We start from the raw sequence: 17,916 nt of genomic DNA on the forward strand, positions 1-17,916 counted from the left end.
CATGGACCGCTGTCCGCACCCCAAATGCTCCGCTGACGACAACATCACATGCTGGCAGGGCCACATCAAGCTCGCATATTGCCCTGAGTGGAGGAAGGTCGTCCAAACTTCCACGACCGCGCAACCTAATCCAGACGAGCTGGCCGTGCCGTGGAGCGGCTCCGCCCTGGGCGAGTCCGACCTCAACTTCATCAGTGGCAAGGGCAAGCCCGTCACTGTTGGAATCGTGGGCCCGGAAAGCTCAGGAAAAACCACGGTGCTGGCTGCGTTCTACCTGTTGCTCGGTCGTGGCAACCTGACATCCGAAGACAGCCTCTTCAGCAACTCGTACACGCTGGCTGGTTGGGAGGCTGTCGCCAATAACCTTCGCTGGAAACCTGGTCAACAAGCCCCTCACTTTCCACCGCATACCACCAGCCGGGCCGCGCGCGCACCGGGCATGCTCCACTTGGCCTTTCGCCGTCAGGATGGAGGGCTGCGCGATCTGCTTTTCGCTGATGCCCCTGGAGAGTGGTTCCAGAAGTGGTCCATCAATCAGCAGTCTTCGGAAGCCGAAGGCGCCCGCTGGATTGCCAAGCATGCTGACGTCACCTTGCTGATTGCAGACCGTCAAGCGCTCGCTGGGCCCGCGAAGGGAACCGCCAGAAACGAGTTCCAGCTTCTTGCTCAGCGTGCGGTCGCTGGGTCACAAGGCCGGCGTTTGGCTCTTGTTTGGACCAAAGGCGATGTGGAAGTGGCGCCAGCGATGGAGGCGCAAATCAGGAAGGCAGTGGGTTCCGCCGCACCCGATGTCCCCGAGTTCACGGTCAGCGTCTTCAAACGCGGCCAGGTCGAAGCCGCGGAAGGCTTTCAGAAGTTGTTCAGCTGGATCCTTGAGACCAGGCGCCCAGGCGTGCAGCTGCCCACATCGGAAGTGGCCGGCCACGACCTGCTGTTCCGCTACGGTAGGAGATAACTAGTGCCCGCCCAACACAGCATCCTTTTGGTCGGCGAATCGAATGTCGGCAAGACCCACTACGGCGCGCAGTTCTTGAAGCGGCTGATGGTCGAGTCATGCGCGCTCAAGCGCAATGGCGCCGCGACGAACCTGGAGGCCTTCACCACTGCGCTCAGTAGCCTGGCCGACGGCAAAGCGACCGACCACACCCCCGCCAGCACCTACGTCGAGAGCGTCTGGCCCATCAAGGACGAGGCCGGCCGCACCGCGGAACTCGTATGGCCAGACTACGGTGGCGAGCAGGTGCGCAACCTTGTGAAGCAGAGGCGCATTCCTGCTGCGTGGCGTGAGCGCGTCCTGGCCGCAACGGATTGGGTCGTGCTGCTTCGTTTGCACTCGCTGCGTGCAGAGGACGACCTGTTTTCCCGGCCGCTGCAGGTCTTTACTGGCCCTGAGATCAAAGAAGTCACCGAGTACGAGCCGTCAGACCAGGCTAGGACGATCGAGCTTCTGCAGATGCTCCTCTACCTCGCTCAGCTGAACCTCGACCGCAAACTGCGCAAGCCTCGCCTGACGGTGTTGCTGAGCTGTTGGGACGAGCTTGAGACCAGCGAGCTGCCGGAGAAGCTGCTTGCAGCGACGTTGCCGATGTTCTGGTCGTTCGTCCGGAGCAACTGGGAATCCCCCACGGTCATGGGGCTGTCGGCCCTGGAGAAGGCGCTCAGCAGGACCGAGTCGAATGAGGAGTACGCGATTCGCGGCCCAGAGGAGTTCGGCTACGTCATCTTGCCTGATGGCAAGAAAGATAAGGACATCACGCTGCCTATCCAGCGGCTGATGGCCCAACCGGCCTGAGCGCAAATGCGAGTTGAACAGGCCGTCTACGGTCAAGTTGGCGAGCGTGGTCATGGCTTGCGGGAATCGAGCGACAAATCTCGGCTTGCGGCGGAAATCTACGGCCGGCTGGACCTTCCCGACGGCGTTCCCGGCGGGGTGCAGGGGTGGTCGCCGTTCGTCCGTGGCTTCCCCGTTGGCGACCACTATGTGATTGCCAAGACGTTCCTGGACTCCAGTGCGTCCCGCGGAGGTATGGTCCTATCTCACGCGCTCATAGTGAGCTTGGACGACCTATGTGGCCTCGGCAGCCTGGCCCCGCTGTTCGGGCTTCTGGCAACGGCCGTAGACCAGTTCCCGATTTGGATCACGACTCTCGACCTTCAACTTGCTGGCAGTCATGAGCTGTATGCACCTGATCTGGTCGGAGCGGCCAATGCGCTGGCGACGCAGCAGCAACTGCCGGTCGTGAGCGTAGGCGTGCCAGGATTTGAGGGTCTAGTCGATGCGCTTTGGCAGAACCTCAGCCCCGAGATGCGTCGCTCTTTTGCGTTTCGACTGAGCTTTGGGCCAACCGACTTGGTGGAGCAGCTGCTGCCCACAATTGTCTGCACGCCTGAGCAGCTTCGCGCTCGCTGGCTGAAGCATGCGGTGGTCAATCCGGATGACGCCGTGCCGGCGTCGGCAGTGGCTGCGGTGCTTTGTGGTCAACGGCCGCTCGCCCCCTTGGTGGCGCTCGCGGCCGACCTCGGGGTTACGCTTTCGACGGTCAAGGATTTAAGCCGTCTTGAGAGACTACACACCTTACTCGAAGGCAGGGGCGATTTCGATGACCTCCTTTCGGCGGTTCGCATGGTCGACGGTATCTCCTCGGACCCGAAGGTTGGCGTTGCCACCAAAAGCGCGCTCCTGAGCAGGCTTGTGGGACTCGTCCCTGCTGCCAGCGCGAGCCAGCTGCTCGTCTTGAGGAATCTGCTCCTGGCCGGGTTCTCGCAGGCCGAGCAGTTCTGGTCGGCGGTCAAGCTTGCTGTGGCCAAGCTGAAGTTCGAGCCGGCGCAGGACGCTGAGCTCGGCGAACTCGCGCAAGCCGCTGGAGACGAGGAGCTTGCGTTCGAACCGTGGCGGGCCGCTGCCACCACGGGGCTGCTGGTCGCGTCACGCAAGGACAGTGCGCCAATCTACAAAGCGGTCTGGCGGTGGGCCGAGAGCAACTCGCCCGCGTTTTCTGCGGTCGTGGATGCCCTGTCGACTGAGCGCGCCTTTGAGCAGCGTCTCGCTGCTGCTGTGCCCAAGAGACTCCAGGTCGCCAAGCCGGAGCAGTTGCTCGCGCCTGTGTTGAAGAAGCGCTGGCTGGTGGCCTATGGCACCGTTCTCGCTGCGACGCTGGCACCGCTTGACGCAGCGCGCCAGCAGCTTAAGGTCGACAAGGCCGCTGGCCATTCCGAAGGCTTGAAGGCTGCGCTTGGCCACGCGAACGCTGCGCAGGTGCTGGAGTGCGCGGTCAGAGAGAAAGACTCACGCCTGGTGGACATGGCTGCGGACATTGCGGTTTCTGATCCCAAGGTGCTCTCCGGCATCCGTGGCCAGGACATCTCCGCGCAACAGGTCTGGGCCGCTGCAATCAAGAAGAAGTCTTCGCTGTGGAATGCGCCTAAGAAGCCCGCTGATGTTCGAGACACCGTCTTGGAGCAGCTTGTCGACGGGCATGCAGTCGAGCCGAGCCTGCTCGAAGCTTTGGCGCACACACCGCTTGCGGATGTCTGTTCGTTCCCGCGACGAGCTGAACTTTGGCATCGGCTGCCCCAACGCGATGCCTACCTGCAGGCAACAGCAGCCGGGTGGCTGGAGCAGGCTGGGACCAGCGGCAAAGCAACAGCGCCCGAAGACACGCTCGAGCAAGCCATCATTGCAAGCCCCCACCTGCGAGCTCTCCTTGGTAGGCCGTCTGTGCCAGTCGACGCAAGCCTTTCGATCGTCGCCGCGCTTGCGTCGTTCTCGGAGTCGATGTTCATCACATGGCTCGAAACGATGCTGCGGGGCATGAGTGTGCTTTCCACCGCTTCCTCGGGGAGGCTGGGGACGCTCGTTGCATCCCGGCGCTGGGACCGTGCTGCGAATACTCTTGCCGACTTTTATTCGACGCGTCGGCGCGCTGACCTTTTGCCGGCGCTCCGTGCGTGTTCGGGGTTGCTGGGCGTGTTTACCCGCTGGCGGCTGGGCGTGTTTGCTCCGACGGTCACTGAGAAATGGGCCGCTCTGGAAGATGCAGCATGCGATCTTTACCCCGCCGGCCCTGATGACGAGCAGCTTTGGTCACGGGCAGGAGGAAAGAAGTCCGATCTTCCCGGAGGATTCCAGAGCGGCGCCGCCCGTTGGCATGCGGCGCTCAGTTCAGTTCGATTCGGCGGCCGACCTAAAGCCCGAGAGCTTCTTTTCCACATGCTGAAGGACTTCCCCGACAACGAGCAGTTGCGGCTCTACGCCAGCGACACCGACATCGTGGGCTATCGCTGACCCGCGCATCACAACCCATTTCAGTCATGAGTTCGCCTAGCTACCACCAAGGACATGCGCTGCTGGTCGGCGTTTCTACGTACCAACACATCTCATCCCTGCCGACCGCGATCCTCAACGACGTGAAGGACATCGCCGCGACGCTGTCGTCGGCTGACTACTGCGGCTACGCGCAGGACAACGTCGTGTCGCTGCTCAATGCCGATGCCACGCGACAAACGGTGCTGGCTGGTCTGGGCGCTCTGGCCGCCCGCGCCGGGGAAGATGACACCGTCTGCGTGTACTTCTCTGGCCACGGTGCAGTTCTGCCGAGCGCCGGTGGCGATGACAGTGCGCTGCTCACCGTGGACAGCGACCTTGCCGACCTCGCAGGCACCGCCATCAGTTCCGCCGATCTGGCTGCCGCACTCGGCCAAATCCAGGCAAAGCGCGTCCTTGTTTTCATCGACTCCTGCCACGCTGGCGGCGCCGTCCTTTCCAAGGGCCTGACGGACGGCCAAGGCCACGAATTCAAGTCTGGTTACAGCCCAAGCGCTTTCGCCAAGCTCGCGGTCGGCACAGGGCGAGCCTTGATGGCATCGTGCCGCGCCGATGAGGAGTCCGGCGTCTTCACGGGAGCGAGGAACAGCATATTCACCACGGCGTTGCTTGCAGGGCTAAAGGGCGCCGCGGAAAAAGACAACAGCGGGGTCATCAAGGTCTTCGACCTGTTCGAATACGTGGCCGAAGAGGTTCCTAAGGCTGTCTCGGACGACCAGCATCCCGTCTTCAAGGCTGACAACCTTGAGCAGAACTTCCCGATCGCGTTGAGTCGTGGCGGAAGGAAATCACTCACCAGCACTTCCACGCCGTCAATGCCGGTCGATGCTGACCGTTGGCGCCAGCTGGAGCAGTGCCTCGTCGAACTCTTCCCGACTGGGCCGCGTGAACAGGAGTTGTGGACGCGGGCCGGTGGCGACCTTTCGAAGCTTCAACTCTATGGCTCGGGTCAAGCCATGTGGCATTCCGCGATGCGGACCCTCAAGCAAGGCGGAGGCGGCAAGAACATCAACTTTGGCTCTCTGATAGCGGTGGCGAAGGAAGACTTCCCGAATCACCAGTTGCTGACATCGCTGTAGGACCGTCGTTGAGCACAGCCGACGAGGGGCTGATCATTGACGTTGAACGTCATCTTTGCGCGGCTCATTCGCAGAACTCTACTTCCGCCTATGGTGACATGAGTCTGCCGCGACACGAAGAAGCTGCCATTCGGACGTGTACGCGGCCGGCCACACGGCCGAGTGACCGATTCCGAGGGTGACGCGGCCATTCGCAGCCGGCGACGCTCAATGGCTGGTGTTGGCGGATGCTGCCGTCCAAGTACGGATGCGCGAACGACTCACATCAGCCTAAAGCTGAAGCCGGAACCATATCGCGCCTTCTTGGTTGCGGAGTAAAACCATCAGCTTGGCCCACCTGTAAGATCGCATGGAGCATCCATACGTAAAACACGCCATGCGGGAAGGCAGGGCCAAAGTTGATGGCCTTATGTCCACAGGACTCCAGGGAGGAAACCAGTGCCAAAGCAACTCACGCTTTTACTCGACACGAACGTCCTAATTCCGCTGCAGGACTCATATGCCGTCCTGGATGACAATCTAGCCAACTTCCATCGGTTAGTCCTTGTCGGAGGCCACAAGCTTGTTTACCACCCAGCAAGCATCGACGACTTCGAGAGGGATTCGGACCAAGGTCGGCGGGCTAGGAACCTGGAGCACATTCGCCGGTATCCCGCGCTCGAGCAACCTGCCAAGTGCCCATGGAACACGCTGACCACGAGCCCGAACGACGCCTGCGACAACGAAATCCTGTACGCCCTAGAGTGCGATGCTGCACACGCACTCGTAACTGAAGACAAAGGGCTCCTCAACAAAGCCCGAGCACGCGGCCTTGGCCACCGCACTTACAACATTCAGACGGCGGAAGACTGGCTGCGGCGGTTGCATCAGCCGTCAGATATCTCGCTGCCAAACATCGACGATGTGCCGCTGCACAGCCTTACACCAGAGCTAGCAGCCTCCTTCTTCAACAGCCTGCGCGATGGCTACGACGGATTCGACGACTGGTTTCGGAAGAAGGCCAGGGAGAACAGGAAGGCATGGGTGTACAGGGACGAGGCCGGCGTGCTGGGCGCGATCTGCGTATATGACGTTCAGATGGACGAGGTAGTCACCGATGAGGGAAAGCGCCTTGAAGGGAAGGCGTTGAAACTCTGCACTTTCAAGGTCGGCCAGAGTGTCAGAGGGCGCAAGATTGGCGAGCTCTTCCTAAAGGCGGCGTTCCGTTACGGCACCGAGAACGTCTGTGAACACATCTTCATCCACGCAGACGTGGAAAAGCATGCCTACTTGGCGAACCTCCTTGTTGACTTCGGCTTCCACGATGTCGGCCTCTATGGACCGGACCGGGTCTTCGTAAAGCGGCACCCAGTCAACGCGCCAGACGCTGCAGGCCTGTCTCCACTGGAGTACGTTCAGCGGTTCTACCCCCATTACCAAGCCGGCCCTCAAGTTCAGAAGTTCCTGGTTCCCATCCAGCAAGGATTTCATCGAATCCTCTTTCCTGACTATCACGCGCTCCAACCCCTTCTTTTCGCGGCGTGTGGGAGCGTGGGCAATGCGATTAAGCTGGCCTACCTCTGCCATGCGGCGTCGAAACAGATTCGACCGGGCGATGTGCTGCTGTTCTACAGGTCAGAAGACGAGCAGGCGGTCACCTCGCTGGGCGTCGTAGACCAATTCGCCGTGCTTAGCGACGCGGCGAGCATTGCCGCCTTGGTTAGCAGACGTACCGTCTACAGTATCAAAGAGATTGAGGATATGGCTGCCCGGCCAACGAAGGTCATCCTCTTCAGACTCGTTAAGCATTTTTCAGCACCGGTTTCGATCAAGCGCCTTCTAACCGACGGAGTGGTCGCTGGCAACATTCAATCCATTACCAAGATTTCCGATGACGCGTTTTCAAGAGTGCTTACGACCGCAGGGGCCTAGAGCCGTTCTGCTTTCCGTCAAGCCAAGGTTTGCTGACCAGATCCTCGCCGGGACCAAGACTGTGGAGTTCCGTCGGTCATGGGCTGCCGAGCCTGTTGGCCTGGCCGTTGTCTATTCCAGCTCTCCGGTCCAGCGCCTCGTCGGCATCGTAGAAATCGAGGGAGCGGTTGTCGCGTCACCTGCGTCGGTCTGGACGAAATGCCGCGCGCGCGGTCCGGGTATAGAACGAAAGGAGCTGATGGAATACTTCGCAGGTAAGGATAAGGCCTATGGCGTGCTGCTGGGAGGACTGACCTTTCCGGCGAAGCCTATTCTGCCGAAGTCATTGTTCAGGGGGTTTCGCCCGCCGCAGTCCTATCGCTACTTAAGTGCAGCCGAGCTGCGCCGCATCGGCAAGCAGTTCGGCTTCGTCGAGGAGCCGCCAGAATGACCGTCTTCGTTGCAGGTGTCCATGGTGCGGGGAAAACCTTTGTTACCAAGCCGGCTTGTCAGAGGCTGGGGCTCGTGCACGCCACCGCCAGCCAACTCATCAAAGAGGAGCGCGGCCAGGCTACGTGGGACGGCGCAAAGGTGGTCTCCGACGTGGAGCAGAACCAGGCAGCGCTCATCTCGGCCGCCAAACGCATCCTTGAGAGCGGCGCAACGCTCGTCATAGACGGCCACTTCGTGCTCCGACGGGCGCCTAGGAACCATGAGAGGCTGTCTGTCGACGTTTTCCGAGCACTGGATTGCTCGTCCGTCTTGTTGATTCATAGCCCGGTGCTGGTACTGCTGGAGCGTCTACAGGCAAGGCAGGACATGAGCTGGAGTGAGGCAGAACTCACCGAGTTCAGCAAGGCCGAGGATGCTCATGGCGCCGAGGTAGCCAAGGCGTTGGGCATTCCCTTGAAGATTCTCGATTCGCCGAGTGCCCAGGAGGTGGAGGCCTGGTTGGAGCGGTTCTCGAAAAGTGCGAGAGCCCCTCGCTAATAGCCTAGCGTCAAAGGGGAGAAAAACTGCGCTGCCTCTTCTGCAAAGCTGGCTCGTCGGGCTCCCGGTCCAGAGAGCACATCGTGCCTGAATCACTCAGAAGTATCGAGCATCTTCTGGAGCCGGGTGTCGTCTGCGATGGGTGCAATAACTACTTGGCACGCGAGGTCGAGAAGCCGATCCTTGATTCCGTTTACTTTAAGGAACGCCGGTTCAGCGTCATCGTCCCAAGCAAACGAGGACGCGTCATCCCGCTAGATGGTTTCCATCTGCAGTCAGGTACGCGCGTCCAGACTGGCGCGGACACCGGCGAGGATATCGGCATACGCGTGCACCCGGATGATCCAGGCTGGTATGTCGCATGAGGAACTGGTTGACAAGGCAGACTTGGACGATCTCAGGAGCTTTGTCCGCCGTGGCTACGGACCACACCAATGGTCCGTAGCCCGAAGGCAGCCGTACCCACCAGACAAGGTCTTCTCAGATGGGGGCGAGCACTATAACCTTCTTCACGAATATGAGCTGCTTTTGAGGCCAATCGACGAGACCAACGACCCCTATGCCTGCTACATCTCTTTAGTGCTTTTTGGAGAAGAATTTGTCCTCAACATGAGCGACCCCGGATTCAATGACTTCGAGACTTGGCGGGCAGGCGCTGAAGACTGGCTGGCAACTCCTCAGTGCTAGGCGTCTCGCCCCCGGCCGCCAGCGCAGTTGCCCTTGCCGGCCTCGTATCCCTACCGTAGACAACATGTGCAAGTAGGATCGTTTCTGTCAGGCGCCAATAAGCCAGTCGATAGGCACGAGCTTGACCCCGTTGCGCCACTCCAGCAGACCAACGGCACCATCGACATCGCCCCACACACACCGAGATGTATGATCGAGCACGATGAGTTGCAGCCTCCCTTTGGAACCAGAGTTGACCATAAATGATCCTATAGCTCATCCGCCGACAGGCGTAAGGCTACGACGGCTAGCGAGAAGAGTGACGTCCTTAGAGTCGGAGCCGCGAGTGAGTTTTTTTAGAACACGCTGCTGCGTCTCTGGTGTCCAGAAAATCTGCAGACGCTCACGTGCCCGCGTTATGGCTGTGTAGAAGATGCTGTGTGTGATGTCGTCTTCATTGGCATCGGTAACTACGATCTTGACGGAGTCATACTCCAGGCCCTGTGCCTTGTGGATCGACACGGCGTAGGCCACCTGAAATGGAACGGTGATGTTCAGTGAATCGTCATCCTCGTCGCTAGCATCGGATTCGTAGACGGAGAAGCGCACAGTTGAGCCACCCATCCATTCGAGCTCATCGCTATCGACGTCGAACTCGCTGAGCGGTCGATCGAGCTCGATGTCGAACTGGATGCGACCACGGGCGTGGTCGATGCCGACTATCCGACCCTTGAGGTTGTTGTAGATTACCGGTCGAAACCGCTCAGTCTCGTTGAACAATACGGGATCACCGATTTTGTACGTGGAAACGCGCCAAATGGTCGCTGCACCGGGATTGCCGCTCTGTAGGAATCGATTGACATTGTTAATGCCGTAGAGGCCATCGTAATTCAAGCACAGGATGATCTCGTCCTGTCCTTGGGCTTCGAATAGCGTCTTGTCGAGCACAGTTGAGTACCCGTTGTGGGCCATGACCTCGGCGATATCGTCCTCGATGGCTCGAACCTTGTCCCAGAACCTTAAAAGTGAGTTGTTCTTGGTTCTGAAGGGCGTTGTCAATTCAAACACCGACGCACTCGGAATAAATGAGCGAATGATCCCGAACCAGTTCCCGAACTGGATCGACTCGATCTGGTAGACGTCGCCTACAAGTACGAGCAGCTTGAACGAGGTCTTTTCCAGCACCTTGATCAGGTCTGCGTTGCTGACGGTACTGCACTCGTCGATAACTAGTAGGTCAAACTCCAAACTAGAGGTTTTCCTACTAATTTGACTGCTGATCGTACGGAAGTCCGAGTTCTGCGCAGTTACCTTGCGCTTGAGATTGTCGATCGCCGGGTTGGTGTGCGCCAGGAAGAGCTTCTGCTTGTCGTTGAAGTAGTGCGCGATGTGGTCCACCATCGTAGACTTTCCAGTCCCAGCCGCCCCGTAGATCAGGGCGACGCGCGACTGGCTGAACAACTGCTTGAGCGCATTCTCCTTCGCCGGATCGTCGATGCCACGACGTGCTTCACTGAGCCAACGCTCTACGGCTTGGGTATAGCCGTCGATCCGAGACAATGCGTAGGTCTGAAGTTTTTCAACTATGGAGACGGTTTCGTTCTCGTACCCGCAAATAAAGACATGCTTCTTGTCGAGCATGAGTCGACGCTCTGTGTGTTTGTAGTAAAGCCTATTGTTGTAAGTGAAGATTAAGCCGCTGACCTCGCCAAACTCCTCGAGGTCGGCCACAGGCGCGTAGAGAATTCCGTGACGTTCTACGTTGTTCTTCACACGTCGCGCGAGCAGTTCGTGATTCCGTCCTGTCACCTCGAGACTCTCGACGAGGTCCCAATACCGGGGGTTGTGCCCTGGTAACGAGGTGCAAAATGGCATGGTTTCGAAGGGGATGCACCCGAATTGGAGCTTCATCCCGGAAAGTCGGTCACAACCATTCCAGTTGTACTGCGCTTTGATGGTTTGATTGTGCATCCGCAGCATGAGATAGCGAAGGATGTTCTGCCCCGATGAGGCTGACTTCACAATGCGTCGTACTTCGTCAAGCACGGGGAATATCTGTAATTTGGTAACAAAATCTGTGCCGGCCGTCCTCCACACAGCGTACTGACTGTCGCTCATGTCAAGCAGGTCGACCAAACTACCAGCACCCTCCGTAAGCCACCCCATTAAGTGTTGGTACTCTACCGAGTTAGTCCGTGTTGAAATTGATTTACCGAGCAAGCGCGCGAAATTGTCGAACTCGCACGGACGGATCGACACCTCCCACTCACGGATGATCGCGACTGGCATTGTATGACCAAGCACTTCAATGGAGTCTCTCTGGAGCATCAACATGGCCGCGTACTTGTCTGTCATATCGACACGCGTGAAGGCGATAAGACGGTCGAATTTGCTCACCTTATTGACGGCGCGGTAGAAGGTAACTTCGTAGTAGATACGCCCGCGAACAAAGAAGGGGCGCGTTTTATGGATGTAGTACCTTTCCCGAGTCCCGCCGTCCGATCGAGATGAGCGAGGCGCATCAATTCTTTCGGCGATCTTCTCGTGGTACTCCCGTAAGGATGGATCGAGATCGATCGGAAAGGCTTCGAGATTCGCTAGCACCGCAATCCCACAGCTATCTTGAAGCAAACTGCGAGTGCGATGAAGGTACTCGTAGTACTTGAGCATCAAACGCTCGGAAGCATCTCCGTCCAGCGTGTAGTGGGATGCACTTTTCTGAATCAGTTTATGAAACCTTCCCAGGAAGTTGAATTTCGCCTTACTTTTGATGAAGGCGAGCCCTGGCTCTATCGCGTCGTAGTTGAACTCGGCGTCGGCGGTTCCCGTGTGAAGGCGGACCGTAATCCCCTCGATTAGGTTCCGAATCAGTGAAAGAACGTTCTGCGAGAGCAATGCTCGCTGGTTGGCGAGCGCTTCGATATTCTGACAAATGGCCTTATCAGCGCTCTGGATCTGTTTGCCGACCGTAGTCATGAACTGCTAAGTTCCGCCTTATTAAAGTAATCATGGACGGTCAGACACATCGAAATCTGACAAACCCGGTGGTACCGATAGAACCCTATGGACCTATTTTTATCACATAAAACCACGGCGTAGAAATTCCCCCGCAGCCAATGACCGGAATTGGGGTACTTGGTGAATTACCGGCTCTCATATCCACTGCCATTGGGGCGGCGAGCCTAAATGGCAGCAGCCAGCCTATGGCTAACGGTGTTTAACTTCGCGGGATCTGCGCCGCAGCCCGCATGTAGCGACGCGGACTATCACCTGATGCGAAGGCTGTCACCTAGGTCTAGGAGAACGCAGGCGATTGAGAAGGTCTGCGAGGTGCGGCGGTGACTTGCCTTGGTTAAAGTACTCGTAAATCAAAGGGTTTGCGGCATAGAAATGGCTCGCCAGTTCGATTCAGGTGTGGACATCGAGCGAACCGTTAAGCTTGAAAAGCTTCCTTGACTTGGGTTTGACGTGCAGCTGGCTCTTGTAGATCAGATTGAAGTCGCTGTCCTTGCGCAGGCTGTGCTCGTCGTCGCTTAGGTACTGAATGGCGCCATCGAAATGGCGGAAGGAGCGTGCGCGAACGTCATACTCGGCATGAAGGTAGCGTGCCGGGTGCCAGTTTTTGCCGCTTTCCTCCAGCAGCACGCTTCCGTGTTTCAGCTCGAGAGCCTGGAACGTGCGGATAGGTCCATCCGTCCATTTAACATCCACGCAGTAGGTATTGGCGTACCAGGACGCGATGCGCTTTGTATCGAGATCTGCCGGCGGACGGAGCTTGGTCGTACCTGAGACAATTCGGACTATGTCCCGGTTGAAGGGCGGACCGTACCAAGTGTCGAGTTCCATGATCAACGGCCCGTCGACATCAATGCGGACTCTGTCCTCATCAAGCGCGATGTACTTGTCCAAACCAGGCTGCTCCAGACGCCAGAAGATGTCAATGAACAATGGCGCCCAATTGTGGAGGGGGTGCATGGCTCGCCTGAAGCAGGGGTGCGCCAAGACGACGAATTCGTCGGCCTGCAAACAACCACCGTCAAACTTGGCAGGCCTCAAGACAGCCTTGAGATCACTCCAGCGGTAGAGTCCGTCGCTGGGATCTGGATTCACGTCCAGCAGCGCGCGCAAAAGCTGCGGATGGCACGCCGTGATGCCCGTGGTGTGGCTGTAGCGAAAGTCCTTGTCTTTCATGCAGATCCCCTTGTTGGCCGCGCGTTGTCGAAAGCGCTCAATGAGTCCCGCCGCTGCTTGAAGTTCGCGTGTCTCCGTTTCGCGTAGCGATTGCCGATATCTAGATTGCATATCAGCTTCTTCCTGCGGCGTCATGGATTTTCTCCAGGGCGATTGGACTCGGAATTCCGGTCATATCTCGGCCAGACAGCACGGTCTGGTGTTAGATTGGTGGCAGGCTGTTCTCGCGCGCCAATCACTACATGGTAACGGCGGTTAGGTGTCCAGGTGCGGTACGTCTGTTCGGTGTTCGCTGCAGATCTGGACGTCGCCTCACCAAGCCAATATCTTTGGCAAGTTCAGCCAAACACTGACCGGGGGGCCACATTCGTCTAACTTGCTCTCCACCGAAAAACTGGTGGTGGCTAAAGAGGGATCTTGCCGCTTGCGAGGAGCGCAATCCGGATCGCTGCGTTTTGTACCTACGTAATTCCCAACCTACCCAGCCCTAACCAGCCCCGAAGTTCTAGCGAGTGACCGCTCTCGCTTCAGCGGTCGTTCAGCAGCAAGAACTGAAGGGCAGCATCCAGCCTGAACTAGACATTTTCGTACGCGCCACCACAACTAACCCTCGGCTTGTCAAGTCAGCATCGTTTGCGCTGTCCTCTTGGCCAACTTGCGTCGCGGACCTGGCTGTGAAGCAAAGCGCTTACAAAAAAAAAGAAAGGCCCGGCCTCCTGAAGAAGCCAGGCCAACTGCCTGAAGCAGCCGCGCCAGAGAGCGCAGGGGGAGGAGGGCGCATCGCTCAACGCACGAGCGACCTCGCTCTTACCCCCGCGCAACCTACCCCGCCTCCCAAGCACTCCTGAACGTAACCACCGAGTTCGGCTCCACCGACGTCCCCGGTGCCGGCTGAATGCGATAAGCACACCCCCAGCCCGCAAAGTCCCCGTCGTCCGGCCCATGGACAGAAACCTTTCGCGGCACCAGCCCCACCGCCTGAAGCTTCTGGCCATACTCATAGTCACAGCCCTGCGGCGCAGGCACCACAACGTCCCCCACCGCCTGTCCGTCCCCCGCCGACGCCTTTGACTCCGGCCGCACGTCCAGGCCAGCCGCAGGCCCTCGGCCCTTGCTCAGAGCGTTGCGCCGCGCCACCTGGCAGGTCGGCGACAACAGCCAGGACTTGGCCAACGCACCATTGAGGCGTCCCGTACCCAGCCCCAGCTCCTGCCGGGCCTGATTCATGGCCAGCATCTGGTATAGCCAGATCCGGTTGGAAGAAAACCGCAGATAGCGGGCAATGCTCAGATCGCCGCTGGCCCCCTGCAACTCATCGCCATACTGCTCGAAAGCCCGGTCCAGGGCCGACCGGTGCAGCAGCCGCGCCTCCTGGCCCCAGCCCTCATCTGCGCCCGAGCCGGGGAACACATGTTCCAGCGCCACCACGCACCGGGCGGCCTGGGTGATCTCATCGGACAGGAAAAGCCGTTGCAGACGCCACTCCTGCAGCTTGGGCCACAACTCAGGAACCACGCCAAACGCAAGCGCCAGCAGAATCACCAAGATCTTCATCATGATGAAATCAGCCCAGAAGCATGAGCACGAAACAGGCGATCCAGACAATGAAATACGCCAGATTCTGCTTGGTGGCTTTCGAGCGCTGGTACAGATACACCGGCACCAGCCAGGTCCAGCCCTTGAACTTGTCCGTGTTGTGCCCCGCCGCCACCAGGCGCTTCTCATCGAAATAGGCCAGCGCGATATTCAAGCCCACCGTCACGAACCAGTACTTGTTGCTGTCCATGGCACTCTGGGCGGCATACTGATTGCCCCGGTGCACAATCCCCGCAACCACGTACTCCAGCACCGCCCCGATCAGCGGCGCGAACGCCAGCACCCAGACCACCGTGTTGTCAATATGCTCGCCCGACAGCGGCGGCGGAGTGCTGTCATCGAAATGAACCCGCAACGCCGTGTCCTCGACCCTGGACCAGTCGGGAGATCCCTGCTTCCAGACCGACGAGCCCTTGGACAGGACCGAGGTCTTGATCAGCTGAACGATCCCGGCCTCGGAGACCGGCCCCTTTCTCTGGCCGTTTTCTTCATAGAACCAGGTGTCCTCCGGGCTGGCCTGGGTGTCTTCGATGTGTTCTTGCATGTGCTCTTCCATATGCTCTTTCTTGAAATGTTGAAACTCGATGAATGACCTCGTTGGGTCCAGGCCCGATCGGCCTGGACCCCGAGTGGTCAGGAACTGAACGGTGGCTCCGGCATGGCGGACCCAGGTTGCCGACCGCTGATCACGGGCGGGGCTTAGCGCCGCATCAAATCAGCCATCACCCATCCGTTGTCGGTCCTCACCATGTTGAGCGTCGCGGTGAAACTGCTCTCGCCCTTTTCCGTGAACCCATGCGTCTCCTGGTAGACGGAATTGAAAAGCCGATTGAAGAAACTGGTGGGGAAATCCTGGACACGACAGGCCTCTTCCAGATTCGCGTTGAACGTCTGCCGCAGCGGTCCGGTACCCGAGAAGAACTGCTCGTGTTGCCGAAGCTCCTCCAGGACCTTGCCGTTCTCGTTCAAGTACTTCTCCACCTTCTGATTGGCGAGCTCCCATCGCTCGAAGCTCGCATGCGCCCGAGAAAGCGCATCTCTGTCGTCCATTAGTGCCTGCAACCTGTCATTGAACGCCTGGTTGAGCGGCTTGAGCTCCTCCAGGCGTGCCGAGTACTGCTCCACGAGCTTCTTGTTCTTCTTCAAGGCGGCCCCCTTCAGCGTGAACTTGACATACAGCGTGTAGCTGCCGTCGCGCTGGGCCACCCCATTGGTCTTCTCGAAGCTGCCGACGGAAATCACATCGCAGTTCTCAAACCCCCGCTTGATCTGCTGCTTGGCATCGGACTCCGATGGCTTGCCGGACGCCCCACACCCTGCCAGCCCCACGGCCACCGCAGCGGCCAGGACCGAACGAAGAAATCCTTTCATGCTTACCCTCCGAACTCGTGAATGTGTGATTGAGAAAGCACCCCGCAGGCTCCATGAACCCGGCCCAGGCGGTGATGAAGAAGCAGGTGGCCATGGCGACAAACCCGGCCCCGAGATCGGTGCCAGGCACCGGCACAGGGCATGCCGCCAGGAGCCCTACCACCAGCCGTTGTCGCCCAGGCGGACCTTCTTGAAGTAATCCATGTTGGCGAAGATGGGAAACAGCAGGACCGCGCCATTGCCGAAGATGAAGTTGCCGGCACCAAACTCGGCCTCAACATAGTCATTGGCCAGGCCGAGCACGAAACAAAGGCCGGCGTAGGCAATCGCCTTCTTCCACAGGCCCTTTGCCAGGTAGTAGAACGGACCGAACAGGCAGGCCCACAGGTTGAAGCAGACCGTGACTCTTTCCTGGAATGGAAGCGTGCTGACATGCCCCCAGTCGGGGCCTCCGGCCTTGTCGATCAAGGCAAAGCGCTTTTTCCAGGTCTCGGAGAGAGCGGGCCTGTCTTGGGCAGACTCAGTGTTGTTCATAGGATTTCCTTTGAAAAAGTGATGGGGGGTCAAAATGCGCAGAGAACGGAAAGCGCCGACACAACGATGCCGACGATGCTCATCCACTTCTCGTTCCTGAGCTTTTCCTCGGTGAGGGAGTAAATGCCGAACGAGATCGGGAACATCGAGAACAGGACGATGCCGACTCTGGAGTCGGTGTCCCATAGGTCGACGGAAAGAACGGACAGGAAGAGCAGGACGCTGAGGATCAGCGTCACGATCGCCGACCAATGCGGCGAGGAACTCATGCCTGGATATTGAACAGCGCCGCACTGCGGACAGCTCTGGGCGGAGTCGTGCAGTTCCTTGGCGCAGCCACGGCAGAAAGCCATTTTCTTTTTCCTTTGGTGGTGAATGGAAATGGGTGGGTTGAAGGGGTTGAGGGGCCAGGACGGAGTGGGGCAGGGCGCAGTCAGAGACCGCCGGAACGACAGTCCTAGGGCTGAAATGCCGTCCTCCCTTCGCCCAATTCCTTGAGGCAGGCCGAGAAGATGGACGAGCCAATTAACCCTGAGCGCCAAAGCGTGAGCAGTCGTGCGCGACGAAGGGGCATGGGCTGAGTCGCATCCCCCACATACCGCCAGACCGCGTTGATGAGGCGTCGGCGTACTGCAGGCCGTAGCCACATATAAGCAACTGCTGCCGCAGGCCACAGGCAGGCGGTCGCCAGCAGCCAGCCCACAAGCGAAATGCCTACGCTGTTTACGCGCATACGATGCATGTCGAGTGCGATGCCGAGTGCCGTCAACACGGCCCCCAAGATCCAGAACACGATGAGCAAGAACATTTCCCCTCGAATTATCCAATATTCGCATACAGAATAATATTAATGTGCATTTAGAATTTTTGGAATGCCACATCCACTCCATGACCATCGCTATCAGCAGATCGCAACGCTGTTAGCACAGTTGCGCAAAGAGCGGGGGTGGCTGCAGCAGGAGGTGGCTGAGCGCTTGGGCAGGAATCAAACCTTCGTTTCCAAATACGAGAGCGGGGCTCGTCGTATCGATTTGATCGAATTGCTTGACATCCTGCGTGCACTGGAAGTGGACCCGCACGAGTTTGTCGACCAGATCCAGTCGCAATTGGCAACAGCTTTGCCGCGCTGATTGCTTAGACGGGCCTCCTCACACCACCCCCCGCTCCGCCATAGAAAGCGCCCCCAGATCACTGGTGATCACGTGATCGAGCACCCGCACCTCCACCAGCGCCAGCGCTGACTTCAGATCGCGCGTGAGCGCATAGTCCGCACTG

Annotated in this window: 18 protein-coding genes and 1 pseudogene; 10 read left to right on the forward strand and 9 right to left on the reverse strand. The window is 58.8% G+C overall.

Annotated features, from left to right (window positions below; all coding sequences use genetic code 11):
- Nucleotide 1 precedes the first annotated feature (1 nt).
- The 9 genes and pseudogenes from MMF98_RS19255 (at nt 2) to MMF98_RS19290 (ending at nt 8,648) form a co-directional block, all read left to right on the forward strand.
- Nucleotides 2-955, forward strand: a complete 954-nt coding sequence (locus MMF98_RS19255; protein WP_243308600.1) for an ATP-binding protein — start codon at nt 2-4, stop codon at nt 953-955.
- Nucleotides 956-958: 3 nt separating this feature from the next.
- Nucleotides 959-1,792 carry a TRAFAC clade GTPase domain-containing protein gene (locus tag MMF98_RS19260; RefSeq protein WP_243308601.1) on the forward strand — a complete coding sequence of 278 codons (834 nt, stop codon included), beginning with the start codon at nt 959-961 and terminating at the stop codon, nt 1,790-1,792.
- Nucleotides 1,793-1,798: 6 nt separating this feature from the next.
- The gene (locus tag MMF98_RS19265) at nt 1,799-4,285 is read left to right on the forward strand and encodes a GAP1-N1 domain-containing protein (protein ID WP_243308604.1); all 2,487 of its coding nucleotides are present in this window, start codon (nt 1,799-1,801) and stop codon (nt 4,283-4,285) included.
- Nucleotides 4,286-4,311: 26 nt separating this feature from the next.
- Complete coding sequence (locus MMF98_RS19270) at nt 4,312-5,403, forward strand: caspase family protein (RefSeq protein WP_243308606.1); 1,092 nt, start codon at nt 4,312-4,314, stop codon at nt 5,401-5,403.
- A gap of 438 nt (nt 5,404-5,841) precedes the next feature.
- A complete protein-coding gene (locus tag MMF98_RS19275) occupies nt 5,842-7,314 on the forward strand; it encodes a PIN domain-containing protein (protein ID WP_243308607.1) in 1,473 nt (490 codons plus the stop codon).
- Nucleotides 7,274-7,471, forward strand: a pseudogene (locus tag MMF98_RS23820) (ASCH domain-containing protein); the annotation flags it as partial. The gene MMF98_RS19275 and the pseudogene MMF98_RS23820, both read left to right, overlap by 41 nt.
- A gap of 81 nt (nt 7,472-7,552) precedes the next feature.
- On the forward strand, nt 7,553-7,744 hold the full coding sequence (locus tag MMF98_RS19280) for a hypothetical protein (protein WP_243308609.1): 192 nt from the start codon (nt 7,553-7,555) through the stop codon (nt 7,742-7,744).
- Complete coding sequence (locus MMF98_RS19285; RefSeq protein ID WP_243308610.1) at nt 7,741-8,283, forward strand: ATP-binding protein; 543 nt, start codon at nt 7,741-7,743, stop codon at nt 8,281-8,283. The genes MMF98_RS19280 and MMF98_RS19285 overlap by 4 nt, the downstream gene beginning before the upstream one ends.
- An 83-nt stretch (nt 8,284-8,366) precedes the next feature.
- Nucleotides 8,367-8,648 (forward strand): hypothetical protein, encoded by a 282-nt coding sequence (locus MMF98_RS19290; RefSeq protein ID WP_243308611.1) that lies wholly within the window; start codon nt 8,367-8,369, stop codon nt 8,646-8,648.
- Between the two features lie 577 nt (nt 8,649-9,225).
- On the opposite strand, the gene MMF98_RS19295 is transcribed toward MMF98_RS19290, so the two are convergent.
- From MMF98_RS19295 to MMF98_RS19330, 8 genes are all read right to left on the reverse strand, one after another.
- On the reverse strand, nt 9,226-11,925 hold the full coding sequence (locus tag MMF98_RS19295) for an ATP-dependent DNA helicase (RefSeq protein ID WP_243308613.1): 2,700 nt from the start codon (nt 11,923-11,925) through the stop codon (nt 9,226-9,228).
- A 432-nt stretch (nt 11,926-12,357) separates the two neighbouring features.
- Entirely contained in the window at nt 12,358-13,275 is a 918-nt protein-coding gene (locus MMF98_RS19300) for a hypothetical protein (protein ID WP_243308615.1), read from the reverse strand.
- A 687-nt stretch (nt 13,276-13,962) separates the two neighbouring features.
- Nucleotides 13,963-14,697: a hypothetical protein gene (locus MMF98_RS19305; protein WP_243308616.1), complete on the reverse strand. Its 735-nt coding sequence runs from the start codon at nt 14,695-14,697 to the stop codon at nt 13,963-13,965.
- 7 nt (nt 14,698-14,704) lie between these two features.
- A complete protein-coding gene (locus MMF98_RS19310; protein WP_243308618.1) occupies nt 14,705-15,280 on the reverse strand; it encodes a DUF4339 domain-containing protein in 576 nt (191 codons plus the stop codon).
- Between the two features lie 155 nt (nt 15,281-15,435).
- Nucleotides 15,436-16,107: a hypothetical protein gene (locus tag MMF98_RS19315; protein ID WP_243308619.1), complete on the reverse strand. Its 672-nt coding sequence runs from the start codon at nt 16,105-16,107 to the stop codon at nt 15,436-15,438.
- A gap of 156 nt (nt 16,108-16,263) precedes the next feature.
- The gene (locus tag MMF98_RS19320; RefSeq protein ID WP_243308621.1) at nt 16,264-16,575 is read right to left on the reverse strand and encodes a DUF2628 domain-containing protein; all 312 of its coding nucleotides are present in this window, start codon (nt 16,573-16,575) and stop codon (nt 16,264-16,266) included.
- 95 nt (nt 16,576-16,670) lie between these two features.
- Entirely contained in the window at nt 16,671-16,994 is a 324-nt protein-coding gene (locus tag MMF98_RS19325) for a hypothetical protein (RefSeq protein WP_243308622.1), read from the reverse strand.
- A 104-nt stretch (nt 16,995-17,098) separates the two neighbouring features.
- Nucleotides 17,099-17,449, reverse strand: coding sequence for a hypothetical protein (locus MMF98_RS19330; protein WP_243308626.1), 351 nt, complete (start codon nt 17,447-17,449; stop codon nt 17,099-17,101).
- A gap of 64 nt (nt 17,450-17,513) precedes the next feature.
- Between MMF98_RS19330 and MMF98_RS19335 the strand changes: the two genes are divergently transcribed.
- Nucleotides 17,514-17,771, forward strand: coding sequence for a helix-turn-helix domain-containing protein (locus MMF98_RS19335; protein ID WP_243308628.1), 258 nt, complete (start codon nt 17,514-17,516; stop codon nt 17,769-17,771).
- A gap of 18 nt (nt 17,772-17,789) precedes the next feature.
- Here the strand turns inward: MMF98_RS19335 and MMF98_RS19340 are convergent.
- Nucleotides 17,790-17,916 (reverse strand): JAB domain-containing protein (locus MMF98_RS19340; protein ID WP_279343762.1); only part of this gene is annotated, 127 nt, incomplete at its 5' end.

This window comes from Variovorax terrae, from assembly GCF_022809125.1.
In the GTDB taxonomy this organism is placed as follows: domain Bacteria; phylum Pseudomonadota; class Gammaproteobacteria; order Burkholderiales; family Burkholderiaceae_C; genus Variovorax_A; species Variovorax_A terrae.

Coding starts and splice junctions, on each gene's coding strand:
- MMF98_RS19330 (WP_243308626.1), bottom strand. CDS start 17,449: ATGTTCTTGCTCATCGTGTTCTGGATCTTGGGGGCCGTGTTGACGGCA.
- MMF98_RS19325 (WP_243308622.1), bottom strand. CDS start 16,994: ATGGCTTTCTGCCGTGGCTGCGCCAAGGAACTGCACGACTCCGCCCAG.
- MMF98_RS19270 (WP_243308606.1), top strand. CDS start 4,312: ATGAGTTCGCCTAGCTACCACCAAGGACATGCGCTGCTGGTCGGCGTT.
- MMF98_RS19310 (WP_243308618.1), bottom strand. CDS start 15,280: ATGCAAGAACACATCGAAGACACCCAGGCCAGCCCGGAGGACACCTGG.
- MMF98_RS19300 (WP_243308615.1), bottom strand. CDS start 13,275: ATGACGCCGCAGGAAGAAGCTGATATGCAATCTAGATATCGGCAATCG.
- MMF98_RS19335 (WP_243308628.1), top strand. CDS start 17,514: ATGCCACATCCACTCCATGACCATCGCTATCAGCAGATCGCAACGCTG.
- MMF98_RS19285 (WP_243308610.1), top strand. CDS start 7,741: ATGACCGTCTTCGTTGCAGGTGTCCATGGTGCGGGGAAAACCTTTGTT.
- MMF98_RS19280 (WP_243308609.1), top strand. CDS start 7,553: ATGGAATACTTCGCAGGTAAGGATAAGGCCTATGGCGTGCTGCTGGGA.
- MMF98_RS19315 (WP_243308619.1), bottom strand. CDS start 16,107: ATGAAAGGATTTCTTCGTTCGGTCCTGGCCGCTGCGGTGGCCGTGGGG.
- MMF98_RS19255 (WP_243308600.1), top strand. CDS start 2: ATGGACCGCTGTCCGCACCCCAAATGCTCCGCTGACGACAACATCACA.
- MMF98_RS19265 (WP_243308604.1), top strand. CDS start 1,799: ATGCGAGTTGAACAGGCCGTCTACGGTCAAGTTGGCGAGCGTGGTCAT.
- MMF98_RS19295 (WP_243308613.1), bottom strand. CDS start 11,925: ATGACTACGGTCGGCAAACAGATCCAGAGCGCTGATAAGGCCATTTGT.
- MMF98_RS19305 (WP_243308616.1), bottom strand. CDS start 14,697: ATGATGAAGATCTTGGTGATTCTGCTGGCGCTTGCGTTTGGCGTGGTT.